Source organism: Thalassovita gelatinovora, assembly GCF_001458355.1.
Lineage (GTDB): Bacteria > Pseudomonadota > Alphaproteobacteria > Rhodobacterales > Rhodobacteraceae > Thalassobius > Thalassobius gelatinovorus.
Genome location: NZ_CYSA01000027.1, coordinates 22540 through 40256 on the forward strand (window position 1 = coordinate 22540; position 17717 = coordinate 40256).

The window sequence follows — 17717 nt, forward strand, 5'->3', positions numbered from 1 at the left end:
CCTGAACTCTGGCGGGCGCGGCAAGCGGACCCGGTCGAAGGCCGAGAGCTCTGAGGACGGCACATTACCTTTGCGGAACAACCGCAAGCAAAATAGGAGAGGATCAGATGGATCTGATCGCACAGCTGGAGGCGGAACAAGTTGCCGCCCTGGGGAAAACCATCCCCGATTTCAAAGCCGGTGATACCATTCGCGTCGGTTACAAAGTGACCGAAGGCACCCGCAGCCGGGTGCAGAATTACGAAGGCGTCTGCATCAGCCGTAAAAACGGTTCGGGCATTGCCGGGTCGTTCACCGTCCGCAAGATTTCGTTCGGCGAAGGCGTGGAACGTGTGTTCCCGCTCCACTCGACCAACATCGAATCGATCGAAGTTGTTCGTCGTGGCCGCGTCCGTCGCGCCAAACTTTACTATCTGCGCGCACGTCGCGGTAAATCCGCCCGGATCGCAGAAGTCACCAACTACAAGCCCAAATCGGGCGCACAAGCGTAAGGAGCGGAACGATGAAAGACGGTATCCACCCCGAATATCACTTCATCGAAGTGAAAATGACCGACGGCACGATGTTGACCATGCGCTCGACCTGGGGCGCAGAAGGCGACACCTTGGCGCTGGACATCGATCCGACCGTTCACCCGGCATGGACCGGCGGCACGTCGCGCCTGCTGGATGCTGGCGGCCGCGTGTCCAAGTTCAAGAACAAATATGCAGGTCTGGGCTTCTAAGCTTTTTCCTGACCGACGAAAAGAAAGCCCCGCCATTGGCGGGGCTTTTTGTTTGGGGTGAGGATATGTTTGGTCGTGATCCGAACTGCCCTGCATAAGCGCAGTTTTTTGACTAACGCAAAATCCCCGGATCGGTTCCGAGGTCCAGCCCCGGAAACACCGCCTGTTCCAGCACCGACCGGTCGAACCCATAAAGCCCGCGCATCGCCCAACCGGCATAGGCGCGCACATCCCGCGTCGGCATCAGGTCGCGGCGTTGATAGAGATCCGCTTCGCTCAACCCCGGCCAATCTCCGTAAACCTTGCCGCCGCGCACCGTGCCGCCGGCCAGCAGCATTGCCCCGCCGGTGCCGTGATCGGTGCCCTTGGTGCCGTTTTCGCGCACCGTGCGGCCGAATTCGGTCATCGCCAGAACCGTGGTTTTCTTCCACTGCGGGCCCAGTTCCGCCTTCAGGGTCAGGATCGCTTGCGACAGTTGGCCCAACGCGCGCGGCAGCGCCCTTTGCTGCCCGTCATGGGTATCCCATCCGCCAATGGAAAACGCCGCGATCCTTGTGTCGGCCTTCAACCGCTGGGCGGTGAATTCGGCGATCAATTCTATCCCCTTGGCCTTGCCCTTGGGGCGCGCGTCCATGGTGGCCATGTCCGACATCCCTGACATCCCGTCCACCGCCATCATCGCGTTTTCTGCCATCGTTTGCATCGAACCCGACAGCGCCTGCGCCTCGGCGAAGGCATCTCGGAACAACGGATCGTCATGCATCACCAATTCGGCCAGCCGCACCGCTTGCGGGCTGAGACCCAGACTGATGTCGGGCGACCAGTTGGCCACCGGGGCCGCGCCGGTCAGCAGCAACATGTTGTCATGCCCGATCGAATAGGCGGTTTCCGCTTCGACCCCCGGCACGCTTTGCAGCAGCCGGTTCAGCCAGCCGTCGCGCCCCGCCGCCGAACCCAGCGTCGCGGTGCCCGCCTCCAGCAGATCCTGACCGTCGAAATGGCTGCGCTTGTCGCGGTAGGGGGTGGACACCGCGTGCACAAACCCCAGATCGCGGGCCTGCCACAGCGGGTAAAGCGGCGCCAGCGCGGGATGCAGCGCGAAAAAACCGTCCAGATCCAGCGCCCCGGCTGCGGGGCCAGCCGTCAGGGTGCGGCGCAAGCCGGGAAAGGATGGATCGCCGTAAGGCTGCACCACGTCCAGCCCATCCATCGCGCCGCGTAGGATGATGACCACCAGTCGCTGATCCCAAGGGGCCGCGGCCAGGCTGATCGGTGTCAACAACGGGCTGGCCGCCGCCGAACAGCCCAGGATCGCGGATCGGGTCAGAAAGGCGCGGCGCGACAGCGATGCGGTCATGGGCTTGTTCCTATTTCCGTTGAAAGGCGGGCGAGGCCAGGATCAGCGCGATCCCGACCCGCCGGTTTTCTGCCGCCTTGGCCGCGAACTGCACCGGTTCTGGGGCCCAGCGTCCCAAGGCATCGGTGACAAAGTGGCGTGGATCAGGCAGCGGGTTGCGCAGCTTGGCGGGGACCGACATCGCCCAGTCGATCCGCGCGGTCAATCCCTGCGGGGTCAACCACGCGGTGTCCACTTCGGTCCAGCCATCGGGGCCCAGCGGGGCCTGCCATGGCTGCCCCATCAATTGCAACGGTTTCAGGAACAACCGGATCACCAGTTTTTCGTGCTGGTCGCCAGTTTCGACCGTGCTGAAGACCTGCGGATCGACCGCCAGCGCCCGCATCGTGGAGGCGATGAATTCATCCGGTAGTTTGATATTTCCCGGTTCGGGTTGCCAAGCGGCGGGGTGGGTCAGCAAGGCGTCGTAAACCTGCGCCAGATCGCCGCCGGTATCGCGGTAGCGCTGTGCCAGCGCCTGCACCAGATCGGGATCGGGCGTGTCGGACACGAAATGCACCGCCAATTTGCGCGCGATGTGCTGCGCGGTGGCGGGATGGGCTGCCAGATCTTCCAGCACGGCGCGGATATCGCCCAATCCCGGCTGTCCGCCGCCATAGGTTTTGCCCAACACGGTTTCGGTCCCCGGTTCTGCAAAATCCTTGCGGAACTTGGTGCCGTCCTGCGCCGAATAGGTCAGTCCGGTCAGCAATTCGGCCAACTGCCGCACATCGGCTTGGCCATACGGCGCACCAACCCCCAGCGTGTGCAATTCCAACAGTTCGCGCGCCAGATTTTCGTTCAGCCCCGCCTTTGCTCCACGCTTTTCCGCCCTGCGGCTGCCGGGGCCCATGGAATTTTCCTGATCGAGATAATGCACCATCAGCGGGCTGGTGGTGACAGCGTATAACAGATCGGCAAAGCGCCCGGTCAGGTGCGGCCTGATCGCGTCTTCGATATAGGGCGTGGTGCCGCGTTTCAGCAGCCCGGCCTTGCCCTGCGCGGTGAAATGATCGGCCCAGAAGGCCGACAGTCTTTCGCGGAAGCCGTCCCCGGTCCAGACCCGGCGCAGCATCGTTTGCACCAGCCAGTGCCGGTGTTGCTGCCGCGCATCCTTCTTGATCAGCTTCAATTGTTTTTGCAGGGCTTTGCCCGCATCGGTGCCGCGCAGCTTCTTGAAGTCTTTGCGGATCATCTGAGCGTCGTGCATTCGGCCGAGGAAGATCGAAAACGGCTCGACCGGGAATTGCGCGGCGATGTCGTCCGACGCTTGTAACCGGGTCAGCATATCCGCCACCGATTCCGGTGCCGCCCGTCGCGGCGACAGTCCGTAGCCAAACCGTTTTTCCGCCAGAATGGGATCGAATGTCACTGATTTGCCTCCGGCACCCGCCTGTTGCGAAGATAGTGCAGGAAACGCGCCATGCCATCTTAAAACCGTGTCGGGCTAATCCTTTTCGGCGGCGCTTTGCCGGTCAGATGCAAAAAGGCCCGACGGCGTATTGCCATCGGGCCCAATCGTTCGCTGTGACCGGACCTTAGTCCTGCGGGATGACCCGCAGGCCCAGTTCCATCAACTGATCCGACGTCGGATCGCTGGGCGCGTTCATCATCAGGTCTTCGGCGCGCTGGTTCATTGGGAACATCACCACTTCGCGGATATTCGCTTCGTCGGCCAGCAGCATCACGATGCGGTCGACACCGGCGGCACAGCCACCGTGCGGCGGGGCGCCGTATTTGAACGCGTTGACCATTCCGCCGAAGCGTTTCATCACTTCGTCCTTGCCGTAACCGGCCAGTTCGAACGCCTTGAACATGATTTCCGGCTTGTGGTTCCGGATCGCGCCCGACACCAATTCGTAGCCGTTACAGGCCAGATCGTACTGATAGCCCTTCACATGCAGCGGATCGCCCAACAGGGCGTCCAAGCCGCCCTGCGGCATCGAGAACGGGTTGTGGTCGAAATCCAGACCGCCGTTTTCTTCGTCGAGCTGGAAAATCGGGAAATCGACGATCCAAGCAAAGGCGAAACGGTCCTTGTCGATCAGGCCCAGGTCTTCGCCGATCACGTTGCGGGCACGGCCCGCGACCGGTTCGAAGGCTTTCGGTTTGCCACCAAGGAAGAAGGCCGCGTCACCGACGCCAAGGCCCAGTTGCTGACGGATCGCTTCGGTGCGTTCTGGGCCGATGTTTTTCGCCAGCGGTCCGGCGGCTTCCATGCCACCTTCGACTTCGCCGGATTTCAGCTTGGCTTGCGCTTCTTTCACCGGAATGCCCAGCTCTTGCGCCACGGAATCCGCGGTCTTTTCCCGCCAGAAGATATAGCCCATGCCGGGCAGACCTTCTTGTTGTGCGAATTTGTTCATCCGGTCACAGAATTTGCGGCTACCGCCGGTGGGGGCGGGGATGGCGCGGATTTCGGTGCCATCCTGTTCCAAAAGGCTGGCGAAGATGGCGAAACCGGACCCGGCGAAATGCTCGGATACGATCTGCATCTTGATCGGGTTGCGCAGATCGGGTTTGTCGGTGCCGTACCACAGGGCCGCGTCGGCATGGGAAATCTGCGGCCAGTCGGTATCGACTTTGCGACCGCCGCCGAATTCTTCGAACACGCCTTGCAGCACCGGTTCGATCGTGTCGAACACATCCTGCTGGCTGACAAAGGACATTTCCATGTCGAGCTGATAGAAATCGGTGGGCGACCGGTCGGCGCGGGGGTCTTCGTCGCGGAAACAGGGCGCGATCTGGAAATACTTGTCGAACCCGGCGACCATCATCAGCTGTTTGAACTGCTGCGGGGCCTGCGGCAGCGCATAGAACTTGCCTGGATGCAGACGCGACGGCACCAGGAAGTCGCGCGCGCCTTCGGGGCTGGAGGCGGTGATGATCGGGGTCTGATATTCGCGGAAACCCTGATCCCACATCCGTTTGCGCATCGACATCACCACGTCAGAGCGCAGTTTCATGTTGGTTTGCATCGCTTCGCGGCGCAGGTCGAGGAAGCGGTATTTCAGGCGGGTTTCTTCGGGGTATTCCTGATCGCCGAACACCATCAGCGGCAATTCATCCGCCGCGCCCAGAATTTCGAGATCGCGCACGAAGACTTCGATCTCGCCGGTGGGCAGTCCCGGATTCACCAGGCTTTCGTCGCGCGCCAGAACGTTGCCGTCGATACGGATACACCATTCGGACCGGACCTTGTCCAGTTCGGCAAAAACCGGGCTGTCGCCGTCGGCGATTACCTGTGTCATGCCGTAATGGTCGCGCAGGTCGATGAACAACACGCCGCCATGATCGCGGACCCGATGGACCCAGCCCGACAGACGGACGGTTTCACCCACATGGGCCTTGTTCAGTTCGGCGCAGGTATGGCTGCGGAAAGTGTGCATGGTTTGACCTTTCGTCAGGCGTCGTCGGCGCGCCCACGCGCGCGGAATTCATCCGGGCCGATACACCTTTTTGTGCCCCGGATGTCAAGCGCAAGGCCCAAAAGACAGGTCAAATCGACCCTTCCGCTTCGCCGGATCGCCAAGAGTCCGTCCGATTGCCCCGTGCGCTGTGCACCACGGTGCCGGGAACGGCCAACCCATCGGTTTTGTCGGGCAGGTGCCGGTGCAGGCAACAGATGTTTGCCGTTGCCTCTTGCGCAGCGGTCCGGGATGTCTATAACCCGCAACAATTTGCGCGGGGTGAGTCATACCCCTGCACGATGCTGCCCGCAGAAAAAAAGAGGTCCGCCATGCCCAAAAGAACCGATATCTCCTCGATCATGATCATCGGGGCGGGGCCCATCGTCATCGGTCAGGCCTGCGAATTCGACTATTCCGGTGCCCAGGCCTGCAAGGCGCTGCGCGAAGAAGGTTACCGCGTCATTCTGGTCAATTCGAACCCGGCGACGATCATGACCGATCCGGGGCTGGCCGACGCCACATATATCGAACCGATCACGCCGGAAGTTGTCGCCAAGATCATCGAGAAAGAGCGCCCCGACGCATTGCTGCCCACGATGGGCGGGCAAACGGGCCTGAACACTTCGCTGGCGCTGGCCGATATGGGCGTGCTGGACAAGTTCGGCGTTGAATTGATCGGCGCCAACCGCGACGCCATTGAAATGGCCGAGGATCGCAAGCTGTTCCGCGAAGCGATGGACCGGATCGGGCTGGAAAATCCCAAGGCCACCATTGTCACCGCCCCGGTCAAGGGCAATGGCAACGCCGATCTGGAAGCGGGCGTGCAAATCGCGCTGGACGAACTGGAAGGCATCGGCCTGCCGGCGATCATCCGCCCCGCCTTTACCTTGGGCGGCACCGGCGGTGGCGTAGCCTATAACCGCGAAGATTACATTCATTACTGCCGCACCGGCATGGATGCTTCGCCGGTGAACCAGATCCTGGTCGATGAATCGTTGCTGGGCTGGAAAGAATTCGAAATGGAGGTCGTGCGCGACAAGGCCGACAATGCGATCATCGTCTGCGCGATTGAAAACGTCGATCCGATGGGCGTGCATACCGGCGACAGCATCACCGTGGCCCCGGCGCTGACCCTGACCGACAAGGAATACCAGATCATGCGCAACGGCTCGATCGCCGTGCTGCGTGAAATCGGCGTCGAAACCGGCGGGTCGAACGTGCAATGGGCGATCAACCCCGAAGACGGCCGCATGGTGGTGATCGAAATGAACCCGCGGGTGTCGCGATCTTCGGCGCTGGCGTCGAAAGCGACCGGGTTCCCGATCGCGAAAATCGCCGCCAAGCTGGCGATCGGGTATACGCTGGACGAGCTGGACAATGACATCACCAAGGTGACACCGGCGTCGTTCGAGCCGACCATCGATTATGTCGTCACCAAGATCCCGAAATTCGCCTTTGAAAAATTCCCCGGTTCCGAACCGCATCTGACAACGGCGATGAAATCGGTGGGCGAAGCGATGGCGATCGGCCGCACCATCCATGAATCGCTGCAAAAGGCGCTGGCGTCGATGGAATCGGGTCTGACCGGCTTTGACGAGGTCGACATCGACGGTGCGCCGGACAAGGCCGCCGTGATCAAGGCGATCAGCAAACAAACCCCCGACCGGATGCGCACCATTGCACAGGCGATGCGCCACGGGCTGACGGATGATGAAATCCACGTCGTCACCATGTTCGACCCTTGGTTCCTGGCCCGTATTCGCGAAATCGTCGAAACCGAAGACGTTGTCAAAAAGGACGGCTTGCCGGTGACTGAGGACGGGTTGCGCCGGTTGAAAATGATGGGCTTCACCGATGCCCGGCTGGCCATGCTGACCGGACGGACCGAAGCCAATGTCCGCCGCGCCCGGCAAAATCTGGGTGTCACCGCAGTGTTCAAGCGGATCGATACCTGTGCCGCCGAATTCGAAGCGCAGACGCCTTATATGTATTCGACTTACGAAGCCCCGGCGATGGGCGATGTTGAATGCGAAGCGCGCCCCAGCGACCGCAAAAAGGTGGTCATTCTGGGCGGCGGTCCGAACCGGATCGGGCAGGGGATCGAATTCGACTATTGCTGTTGCCATGCCTGTTTCGCACTGACCGAGGTCGGGTATGAAACCATCATGATCAACTGCAACCCGGAAACCGTGTCGACCGACTATGACACATCGGACCGGCTGTATTTCGAACCGCTGACGTTCGAACATGTGATGGAAATCCTGCGTGTGGAACAGGAAAACGGCACCCTGCACGGGGTGATCGTGCAATTCGGCGGTCAGACGCCGCTGAAGCTGGCCAATGCGCTGTATGAAGAGGGCATTCCGATCCTCGGCACCACGCCCGACGCGATTGACCTTGCCGAAGACCGCGAACGGTTTCAGCAACTGGTGAATAAGCTGGAGCTGAAACAGCCGCATAACGGCATTGCTTCGACCGATGCCCAGGCGCTGGCCATCGCCGAAGAAATCGGTTTCCCGCTGGTGATCCGCCCGTCTTATGTGTTGGGCGGCCGGGCGATGGAAATCGTCCGCGACATGGCGCAGCTGGAACGTTATATCGCCGAAGCGGTGGTGGTGTCGGGCGACAGCCCGGTGTTGTTGGACAGTTATCTTTCCGGTGCCATCGAATGCGACGTGGACGCGTTGTCCGATGGCAAGACCGTACATGTGACCGGCATCATGCAGCATATCGAAGAAGCGGGCGTGCATTCGGGCGACAGCGCCTGTTCGTTGCCGCCTTATTCGTTGCCGCAGGATATCATCGTGGAAATCAAACGTCAGACCGAAGCGTTGGCGTTGTCGCTTGGCGTGGTTGGGTTGATGAACGTGCAATTCGCGGTCAAGGACGGCGAGATTTACCTGATCGAAGTCAACCCCCGTGCATCGCGTACCGTGCCTTTTGTGGCCAAGGCCACCGACAGCGCCATTGCGTCGATCGCGGCGCGGCTGATGGCGGGCGAACCGATGGAAAATTTCCCGCTGCGCGGCGAATATCCCAAAGATGCCAAGCCCGGCACCCTGCCGATGGCCGACCCGATGACGCTGGCCGATCCCAACATGCCATGGTTCAGCGTGAAGGAAGCAGTGCTGCCCTTTGCCCGTTTCCCCGGCGTTGATACCATTCTGGGCCCGGAAATGCGCTCGACCGGTGAAGTCATGGGCTGGGACACCTCCTTTGCTTTGGCCTTCCTCAAGGCGCAGCTTGGGGCGGGTACCGATCTGCCGTCCGAAGGACGTGTGTTCATCTCGATCAAGGATGATGACAAGACCGCGCTGATGGTCGACGCCGCCAAGACCCTGACCGACCAAGGCTTCACCATCGTCGCCACCCGCGGCACGGCGGCTTGGCTGGCTGAAAACGGGATTGGTTGCGAAACCGTCAACAAGGTCTATGAGGGTCGTCCGAATATCGTCGACCTGTTGAAAGACGGCCAGATCGCGCTGGTGTTGAACACCACCGAAGGCACGCAGGCGGTCGAAGACAGCCGCGAAATCCGCTCGGTCGCGCTGTATGACAAGATCCCCTATTACACCACCGCCGCTGGTGCCCAGGCCGCTGCACAGGCCATTCAGGCCCGCACCGAAGGCGATTTCGGGGTGATGAGCCTGCAAGGTTAATCCTGATCACCGCCGCCCGCACAGTCAGCCGGGCGGCGTTTTACGACAGGGTTTCGATTCGAATCCGCCCACACGAGTCGCAATCCCGTGGGTGACAGCCTGCGGCATAGCCGTGCTGACTACAATTTCTTACAGGTAACTCAAAGATACCTACAGATAATTGCAGGCCATTGCGGGGCCGTCAGGCCGGTTTCCCCAAGACAGTCCCCCCTCAGTCACCCTATACTTTAGGGTAAGGAAAGCGTCGGGGACAATGTCATCCCCAAGCCCGTCCCCGAAGGTTCCGGCGCGACAGTTGTTACATGTAAATACCCATTTCATGAGCCATTTGAAACTGTCAGGGGCCTTCCGAAAGGAGGGCCTCTTATTCTGTCAGCTATTGCCCGTATCGGCCCCGGACGATTGCGCCTGTGCTGATTTCACCTCGATCTGATCGACGCCGACGCCATCCATCTGCACCAGGAAATAATGTGCTTTCGGATCTTTCGACCGCTGCGGATCGGGAAGCATGCCAGCGCTCATGGCAAGGGCGGCGATTTCGGCCCGATTGCTGCATTTGGTTTTGATCATCAGGTTGTGCATCCGCTGCCGTAGCGCGGAAACCGAAATCCCCAGATCGGCGGCGATCTGTTTGTCCTGCAAGCCGCGCCCGATCAGTTCCAGCAATTCGCGCTGCTTGTCGCTGATCTGATTACGGTCGAAAAATTCGGTTGCGAAATGGGCCACATAGCGTTGATGCGCAATCAGCGCCGCCACGTTCAACGCCCAGCCATGCGCCTTGACGATGGCCAACATATCCCGTTTGGAATGATCGCCCGAAAACGTGATCATCCCGGCCTGTGGTGGCGCATTCACCCGCAACGGCACCGAAAACCCCGCCCGCATTCCCCGCCGCGCCGCTTCACGCAACACCTCGACCCGGCATTCGGGCAGGTGCAGATAGTCGTCGATGAATTCCAGTCCGACCAGAATAGGGGTCAGGTGCCGCGCCGCATGGCTGCGAAAATAGGACCATTTCGCGCTTTCGGGATCTTCGTTTTCGTGCCCCAGCCACCGGGAATCGTACGAGCAGCGTACAAACAGGATACGCTGCAATTCAGAGAAATTGCTGGCGGTGATGAAATCGATGAAGGGCAGGTCAAGCTGTCGGCCCAGCCCTACCAGCAGATCCCAGACTTCAACCGAATGGCGGGTAGATTCGATGTCGCGCAGAAAATCATGCAGAAGCTGAGGCGTTTGTTGTTCCGCCGCCAACAAGTCGCGCTTCTTTGGCTCGTGCGGAGCCGGCATGCATTACCCGCTTTCTTCTTCCAAATGCAATTTCATGTCGATCAGCACATGTTGCAATGCCAAGGTTTCACGCAGCAATCGCTTGGCTTCGTTCACACTGATCACACCGTCTTCGATTGACTGGTTATATTCCGCCATCAACATAGCAAAACGTTGACTCAACGCAATAACGTCGGAATTCACCCCGCCCTTATCGGAATTTTCGCGGGTGTCGTCATAGGATAGGGTAATGCCGCGCAGGTCCGCCAGGGCGCTGGTGACATGTGGGTGCGATGCCGCTTCTTCCAGCGCGGCGACCGCATCGACGGGCATGAAACGGTCGGCGTGATCGGCATGATCGGAATAATACCGGCCCAGCGTCGCCTTGGATTTCCCGGTCAGTTGGCAGGCGGCTTCAATGCCGACATCCTTGACCAAGGCTTCGGTATGTTTTTTCAAATAACTCGCGACGACCGACATCGTTAACCCCGCATTTTTTTCCGGCACAGCGCCGGGGAATTGCTTGCCCTTATTCCCATTACTGTTTTGTTCCCAAATTGTCATTTATTAATCCGTCCCTCCTCGGTTGGGACGTTGCGGGAGATGGTTCTTTCCCCCGGATTTTGGATCAAATTGAGGGGTCCGGTCCGTTCAGGGTAAGAAAACCTGCCCGCAAACGTAACGAGTGCCCGGCGCGTCATCCCCTACAAATGCGCATCGGGAAGGCAGGTTCATCACCGATTTTTTGTGTGCTGAACCTGCCAGTGCGCCCCTTGCCTTCGGGGCGCGACCGACGATAAATGCGGCCATGGCCAAGCTCTATTTTCACTACTCGACGATGAATGCCGGCAAATCGACGGTGTTGTTGCAAGCGTCCTACAATTACCGCGAACGCGGTATGGACACCTATGTTCTGACCGCGCAATTCGACAATCGCGCCGGGCAGGGCAAGGTCGCGTCGCGTATTGGGATCGACAGTCGGGCCGACACGTTCGCGCCGGGGGATGATTTGTTCGCCAAGGTGCAGGCTCGGCTGAGCGACGGGTCCGTCGCCTGCATTTTCATCGATGAATCCCAGTTTCTGGAAAAAGATCAGGTCTGGCAATTGGCGCGGGTGGTGGACGATCTGGACGTGCCGGTCATGTGCTATGGCCTGCGCGTCGATTTTCGCGGTGAACTGTTTCCCGGTTCGGCCGCGTTGCTGGCTCTGGCCGATGAAATGCGCGAAGTGCGCACCATTTGCCATTGCGGCAAGAAGGCGACGATGGTGGTGCGGATGGGCCCCGACGGTCAGGCGTTGAAAGAAGGCGCACAGGTTCAGATCGGCGGCAATGAAACCTATGTTTCGCTTTGCCGCCGGCATTGGCGCGACGCGGTCGGCGACCAGTAGCCGCGCTTGGTTCCATCCGGGGAACGACCGTCAGAGATCAGGCCCGTTCCAACAGAACCGATCCCACCGAATACCCGGCACCAAAGGAACAGATCATCCCCAGATCCCCTTTGACCATATCTTCGGAATTCTGCGCAAAGGCGATGATCGACCCGGCAGAGGATGTATTGGCGTATTCCTGCAAAATATTCGGCTGCTCGTCCCGATCCGGGTCGCGGCCCAACACTTTGCGGCCAATGAAATCATTCATCGCCTTGTTGGCCTGATGCAGCCACATCCGACGCAGATCTTCGGGTTTGTGGCCCGCATCGGCCAGATGTTGCAGCATATGCGCCGACACCATCGGCACCACTTCCTTGAACACTTTGCGACCGTTTTGCATGAATTGCATGTCGCGGCGATCCTTCACCCCGTCGGGGCGATTGCGGCGCAGGAAGCCGTTATTGTTGCGAATGTTGTTGGAAAATTCGGTTGCGCAGCGGGTCGAATGCACGATCCAATGGTTGCCCTTGGCGTCTTCGGCCCGTTCCAGAACTGTCGCGGTGGCGACATCGCCGAAAATGAAATGGCAATCGCGGTCGCGCCATTCCAGATGGCCGCTGGTGATTTCCGGGTCCACCACGATGGCACAGCGCACCGATCCGGACCTGATCATGTCGGCGGCAGCCTGAATCCCGAACGTGGCAGAAGAACAGGCCACATTCATGTCAAAACCAAAGCCCTTGGCGCCGAGTTCCTTCTGAATCTCGATCGCCACCGCAGGATAGGCCCGTTCCATGTTGGACGCGGCACAGATCACCAGATCGACCTCATCGCCAGTGCGGCCCGCCTGTTCCAAGGCGGTCTTGCAGGCCTTGAGCGCGATTTCGGTCATGATGCCGGGTTCATCATCGCTGCGCTGGCGCAGCCGGGGGTACATCCGGGTCGGGTCCAGAATGCCTTCTTTGTCCATCACATGACGCCGTTCGATCCCTGATGCCTTGAAAATGAATTCGGGCGAAGAATGTTCCTTCGCGGCGATTTCCCCGGCCGCGATAGCGTCGGCATGTTCGGCATTGTACAGATCGGCATAGGCGTTGAACGCCTCGACCAGTTCTTCGTTGGAAATGGTTTCCGGCGGGGTGAACACCCCGGTTCCGGTGATCGCTGGCGTGTACATCTGATCCCCCAAGAAAAGCGTCCCCCAGATCACCCCAGACATGGGGCCGGGTCAACCCTTGCCCCTAGGGAAGTTTGCGGTTTCAAACCGCATTCGGCGGCGTTTCCCCGTCAAAAAACGCTTGCAGGTTGTCCAGCGCCAGCATCCCCATCGCGGTCCGCACTTCCAATGCTGCGGTGCCCAGATGCGGCAGCAGCGTCACGTTGTCGAGCCGGGTCAGCGCCTGCGGCACCTCGGGTTCGAATTCATAGACATCCAATCCCGCCCCGCCGATGCGACCGGCCTGCAAGGCGTCGATCAGCGCCGCTTCGTCAACCACATCGCCACGGGCGATATTGATGAAATGGGCGTGATCCTGCATTGTGTTGAAAAAGGTAGACCCGATCATATGACGGGTTTCGGCCCCGCCGGGCACCGCGACGACGACGATATCGGAGTGTTCGGCCAGATCGGTCAGACTGACCTGACGGGCGGGGAAATCGACCTCTTTATGCGACCTGTTGGCATAGAGAACCTGCATTCCGAAACCGAAATGGCAGCGCTGCGCGATTGCCTGACCGATCCGACCCATGCCGATGATGCCCACCGTTTTACCGCTGACATGCAGCCCAAGCATCTGGGTCGGGTGCCAGCCGGCCCAGTTGCCTGATCGCACCAGCCTTTCACCTTCGGCGGTGCGCCGGGCGCTCATCAACAGCAAGGTCATCGCGATATCGGCGGTGGCATCGGTCACCGCGCCGGGCGTGTTGCTGACCGTGACGCCGTGATCGCGTGCTGCCGCGACATCGATATGATTGTAGCCAACCCCGAAATTCGCCAGCATCTTGCAGCGCGGGCGACCGAATTCGGCAAAGATATCGGCGGTAAACCGATCCCCCAGGGTCGGCATGATGCCGTCATAAAGCGCCAGCGCGGAACGCATTTCCGACCCGCTCATCGGGGCGTTGTTGTCGCGGTTTTCAACATCGAATAGGGTTTCAGCCCGCGCCATCACGGCGGGCGGCATCGGGCGGGCGATCAGCACCCGGGGCGTTTTACGGGTCAATGCAGCCTCCCGCCCGGCGGGACGTCTTGGTCCGGGGCGACCAGAACGATACCGCCCTCGGGGTCCGATACGCCCAGCACCAGAACTTCGGACATGAATTTGCCGATCTGGCGCGGTGGGAAATTCACCACTGCCATCACCATTTTGCCGGTCAGGCTTTCGGGCGTGTAATGCGCCGTTACTTGAGCCGAGGTCTTTTTTTCGCCAATCTCAGGGCCGAAATCGATCCACATCTTGATCGCGGGCGTGCGCGCTTCGGGATAGGGTTCGGCGCGGGTCACGCGACCGGCGCGGATATCCACGTTCAGGAAATCGTCAAAACTGATCTCAGCCATTGGCCAGCTCCTTCGAGCGGTCAGTGGCCGCCTTTACCGCCCGTTTCAGCAACGCCGGGAAGCCGTTGGTTTCATCCATCAGCACTTCAAGCGCCGCTTGCGTGGTGCCGTTGGGGCTGGTCACGTTGACCCGCAATTGCGCCGGGTCTTCTGTGGCAGCTTCGGCCAGCGCCCCGGCCCCGGCCACCGTTGCCTTGGCCAATTGCATTGCCAGATCGGCAGACAGCCCTTGTGCCTGCCCGGCGGCGGCCAGCGTTTCGATCAGGTGGAACACATAGGCCGGGCCGGACCCGGACAGGCCGGTGACGGCATCCATCTGAGTTTCGCTTTCCAGCCGCACGACCTGACCCACTGCGGCAAGCAGCGCTTCGGCCAGATCCAGCGCGGCATCGCTGACATGGGTATTGCCGATGATCGCGGTAATGCCCCGGCCAATGGCAGCAGGCGTGTTGGGCATCGCCCGCACGATCGGCGTTTGCGCCCCCAAAACCTTTTCAAACTGTGCAATCGGGGTGCCTGCGGCGACCGAAACAAAAACCGTTTCGCCATTGCCCATTGCGGCCAGCGTCGGCAATGCGGCACCCATCATCTGTGGTTTGACCGCGATCAGGACCACGGCGGGGGTGTTCGGCAAATCCGCATTGATATGCACGCCGGTCGATTGCAGCCAGTCCGACGGGTTCGGATCGATGACCCAAACTGACCCGCTGGGCAATCCTTGCTTCAGCCAGCCTGCCAGCATGGCCGATCCCATCTTGCCACAGCCCAGCAATACCAGCCCGTTGCTGGCGACATGATCCATATCCATGCAATCCCCCTTGCCTTACTTTCCGGTTCGGGGGGCAGTGTTACGCGCGGCCGTAAGCCTCTGCAATGGCGACCTGCATTGCGTTTTCGGTTGAGCGGTTTCCCCACACCACCAGTTGCAGCGCCGGATAATAGCGTTCCGAACTCAGCACGGCGGCATTGATCATGGTGTCGATCTGTTCGGCGCAGGCTTCTTGTCCGCCCGCCAGCACCAGACCGTAGCGGTACACCATCAGGTTCTGTTCCGCCCAGAAGGTGAACGATCCCGCCCAACACTGATCGTTGACCGCGTTCAGCGTTTCATACAGCGCCGGTATCCGGTCCCTGGGTGGTTCCATTTCAAAGGTACAGATCAACCGCAGTGTTTCATCATGCGCCGACCATGCCAAAGTCAGGGTATAGTTGCGCCACTGGCCTTCGACCACCATGGCGATCTGATCTTCGCCGATCCGGTCGAAATCCCATTGGTGATGTTCGGCGATATATTCGACGATATCGATGGGGTGCAAATCTTCGTGCATAAACTGCTCGGATAATGCCATGACGCCACCTCATTTTTGCTTGCACTGGGGTAGATATGCGCCCCAAGCGCTTGTTGCCTGCTCTAAAGGTCGGGGACGTGTCCCCCCGTCCTACAAGATATGGTGGGCTTCAAAGATTCACCTGTAAAGCTAAATTTTGGGGATAACCGCAATAAGTTGTGGATGAATGGCATATTCACGCTGAATATTGAGGCAGGGGACGGGGGGCGACCGCGCCGTTGATTTCGGGTGTGGCTTGAACGGATCGCACCGGCTGCTTGTGTGTAGCCGGTCAGCGAAATTTGCAGTGATTGTCACTTATGTTTGCAGCATAACGGTTCCCGCAATCTGACCGTTTCGGAGCGCTTTGAAGCGGTGTTTAACGCGTCTTCAAGCCCTACTTGAAGTTCGGCATCAAATGCTGGGGTCTGCGAACTGGCCTATTCAAACTGCGACGTAAAACTCTGTTGGCTATTCTTCCTTATGCAAATCCTTCAGGACTTGCGGTAGATCGTCGTCCAACTTGGACTGATAGCGTTCCATCTGAAGAGCCGAAAGAGATTGTGGAAGAGCGAACGATGCAAGGAAGACAAAAACTGCAGATCCAACAAACAACCGCTCAAGCCACAATGTGGTTTTTTCATACTCCTCTGGAAGAACGAACATAAAGAGGGCGAGACCAAGCGTAACCAGATAGAGATAAAAAAGGACTTCATGGCGCCAGAGTTTCGCCTCCATACTTTTCTTATCTAGTTGGAGCTGATCCCATCCACGCGCGCCCGGGTCTCCTAGAAAGGTGATCACAGCGATCAGAAAACCCGCCAATATTGAAAACACTGTCACAATCGTATTGATGGCATCGGTGTTGTTTGAAACGAGCGGCTGCCCCCAATACCCAGCCGCGACGGAAAAGCCTATCGTCACGACCAGCCCGATTGCGCGCGGAATAAAGCTTGAAACGGGCATTATCTTTGCACCTAAACGTCAGTTTGACCGTTGAGATATAGCTCAGCCATGTATCCACGCAATGCTGTCATGACCTCATTTAAGTCTAATGTATTGGCATAGCGCGATACCCTGATCCGGCACTTCGCGGAAATCTCACTTGGCGTAATCGTATCACCGTTCCTCAACATTAGCACGTAATCATCAGAAAATTCGTCTTCGGTGAGAACGCCTGCTACAGCATCCAGCCCCTCTTTTGCAGGTTGAGGGTCACGAGAGGGGACCGAGATAGTTAGGCGCATCTTGCCGTTGTTGCTGTTTGCTAGCTTGGCTGGATGACCTTGCGATGCGAAGATTTTTTGAGCAACTGCCGCGAGTTGAGATCGTAGACCGTCAGCTCTCAATTTCCCATCAATGGTTTCCTCGATGTGCATCATTGTGGCCTCTTTCAAAGCTAGGTCCAACTGGACTTTCTCGACACCACCGGAATTTTGAATTTTTTGGATCTTGTCCACGGCAGCGATCCTAGTCAGGTCGAATTTGGCCGCATCTTCTTCCAACCCCATATTTTGGAAGTATCCCCGAAGAAACTCGCGAAGCGTGGCGCCGCCTCTCCCTGCATTTACCGACGCAATGTTGTTGTCAGAAATCAGTGCAAAAATGGCGGTCTCTAAATAGTTTTCGGAGTTTCCAGGCTGTTTCTCCGCGAGACTGGCGGCAGAATTACCCGTCATGGGAACCACTCCAACAGGTTGACCATCAACGTAGCGCACGCATTGAAGACCAACCCCGTGTTCTCCATAGTCAAAAATCTCATTGGCCATAATAGACGAACCATCCGGTCGATAAACGATGCGATCACCGGAGTTGGGCCCTATCTTCCAAGCATCTCGTAGGTACTTTTCGACGTTGCCTTCGACTGAAAACCAAGCTGCCCGCCGGTACTCAGCGAAACGATAGACTTTTTCCATAGTACATCCTCTTAGATCGGTGAGGGATGCTAAGGAAATGTGAATGATTCGCCACAAGGTTTTTCGAATATTTCGCAAACTACCCC

General features: G+C 59.0%; 16 protein-coding genes. 4 read left to right on the top strand and 12 right to left on the bottom strand.

Going from position 1 to position 17717, the window contains the following annotated elements; translation table 11 throughout:
* Positions 1-107 precede the first annotated feature (107 nt).
* Together rplS and rpmE are read left to right on the top strand one after the other, a co-directional pair.
* Positions 108-491 (top strand): 50S ribosomal protein L19, encoded by a 384-nt coding sequence (gene rplS / locus TG4357_RS16345; RefSeq protein WP_058263987.1) that lies wholly within the window; start codon positions 108-110, stop codon positions 489-491.
* An 11-nt stretch (positions 492-502) separates the two neighbouring features.
* Positions 503-724 (top strand): 50S ribosomal protein L31, encoded by a 222-nt coding sequence (gene rpmE, locus TG4357_RS16350; RefSeq protein ID WP_058263988.1) that lies wholly within the window; start codon positions 503-505, stop codon positions 722-724.
* A 112-nt stretch (positions 725-836) separates the two neighbouring features.
* Here rpmE and TG4357_RS16355 read toward each other — a convergent pair whose 3' ends face one another.
* The 3 genes from TG4357_RS16355 to aspS form a co-directional block, all read right to left on the bottom strand.
* Positions 837-2081, bottom strand: a complete 1245-nt coding sequence (locus tag TG4357_RS16355) for a DUF1501 domain-containing protein (RefSeq protein WP_058263989.1) — start codon at positions 2079-2081, stop codon at positions 837-839.
* Positions 2082-2091: 10 nt separating this feature from the next.
* Positions 2092-3492, bottom strand: coding sequence for a DUF1800 domain-containing protein (locus TG4357_RS16360; RefSeq protein ID WP_058263990.1), 1401 nt, complete (start codon positions 3490-3492; stop codon positions 2092-2094).
* 166 nt (positions 3493-3658) lie between these two features.
* Complete coding sequence (aspS, locus tag TG4357_RS16365; RefSeq protein WP_058263991.1) at positions 3659-5509, bottom strand: aspartate--tRNA ligase; 1851 nt, start codon at positions 5507-5509, stop codon at positions 3659-3661.
* 350 nt (positions 5510-5859) lie between these two features.
* On the opposite strand from aspS, the gene carB reads away from it, so the two are divergent.
* Positions 5860-9189, top strand: a complete 3330-nt coding sequence (carB, locus tag TG4357_RS16370) for a carbamoyl-phosphate synthase large subunit (RefSeq protein WP_058264172.1) — start codon at positions 5860-5862, stop codon at positions 9187-9189.
* 372 nt (positions 9190-9561) lie between these two features.
* Here carB and TG4357_RS16375 read toward each other — a convergent pair whose 3' ends face one another.
* Positions 9562-10479, bottom strand: coding sequence for a helix-turn-helix transcriptional regulator (locus TG4357_RS16375; protein ID WP_058263992.1), 918 nt, complete (start codon positions 10477-10479; stop codon positions 9562-9564).
* 3 nt (positions 10480-10482) lie between these two features.
* Positions 10483-10938, bottom strand: a complete 456-nt coding sequence (locus TG4357_RS16380) for a hypothetical protein (RefSeq protein ID WP_058264173.1) — start codon at positions 10936-10938, stop codon at positions 10483-10485.
* Positions 10939-11266: 328 nt separating this feature from the next.
* On the opposite strand from TG4357_RS16380, the gene TG4357_RS16385 reads away from it, so the two are divergent.
* A complete protein-coding gene (locus tag TG4357_RS16385; protein ID WP_058263993.1) occupies positions 11267-11848 on the top strand; it encodes a thymidine kinase in 582 nt (193 codons plus the stop codon).
* Positions 11849-11885: 37 nt separating this feature from the next.
* On the opposite strand, the gene TG4357_RS16390 is transcribed toward TG4357_RS16385, so the two are convergent.
* The 7 genes from TG4357_RS16390 to TG4357_RS16420 all read right to left on the bottom strand — a co-directional run bounded on the left by TG4357_RS16390 (position 11886) and on the right by TG4357_RS16420 (position 17631).
* Positions 11886-13007 (bottom strand): beta-ketoacyl-ACP synthase III, encoded by a 1122-nt coding sequence (locus tag TG4357_RS16390; protein WP_058264174.1) that lies wholly within the window; start codon positions 13005-13007, stop codon positions 11886-11888.
* 82 nt (positions 13008-13089) lie between these two features.
* Positions 13090-14052, bottom strand: coding sequence for a 2-hydroxyacid dehydrogenase (locus tag TG4357_RS16395; RefSeq protein WP_267886202.1), 963 nt, complete (start codon positions 14050-14052; stop codon positions 13090-13092).
* Positions 14049-14387, bottom strand: coding sequence for a tRNA-binding protein (locus tag TG4357_RS16400; protein ID WP_058263994.1), 339 nt, complete (start codon positions 14385-14387; stop codon positions 14049-14051). The genes TG4357_RS16395 and TG4357_RS16400 overlap by 4 nt, the downstream gene beginning before the upstream one ends.
* Complete coding sequence (gene proC, locus TG4357_RS16405) at positions 14380-15195, bottom strand: pyrroline-5-carboxylate reductase (protein ID WP_058263995.1); 816 nt, start codon at positions 15193-15195, stop codon at positions 14380-14382. Before proC ends, TG4357_RS16400 begins: the two co-directional genes overlap by 8 nt.
* A gap of 40 nt (positions 15196-15235) precedes the next feature.
* Positions 15236-15736, bottom strand: a complete 501-nt coding sequence (locus TG4357_RS16410) for a type III secretion system chaperone family protein (protein ID WP_058263996.1) — start codon at positions 15734-15736, stop codon at positions 15236-15238.
* A 450-nt stretch (positions 15737-16186) separates the two neighbouring features.
* Complete coding sequence (locus TG4357_RS16415) at positions 16187-16681, bottom strand: hypothetical protein (RefSeq protein WP_233487539.1); 495 nt, start codon at positions 16679-16681, stop codon at positions 16187-16189.
* An 11-nt stretch (positions 16682-16692) separates the two neighbouring features.
* On the bottom strand, positions 16693-17631 hold the full coding sequence (locus TG4357_RS16420) for a hypothetical protein (protein ID WP_058263997.1): 939 nt from the start codon (positions 17629-17631) through the stop codon (positions 16693-16695).
* Positions 17632-17717: the final 86 nt, after the last annotated feature.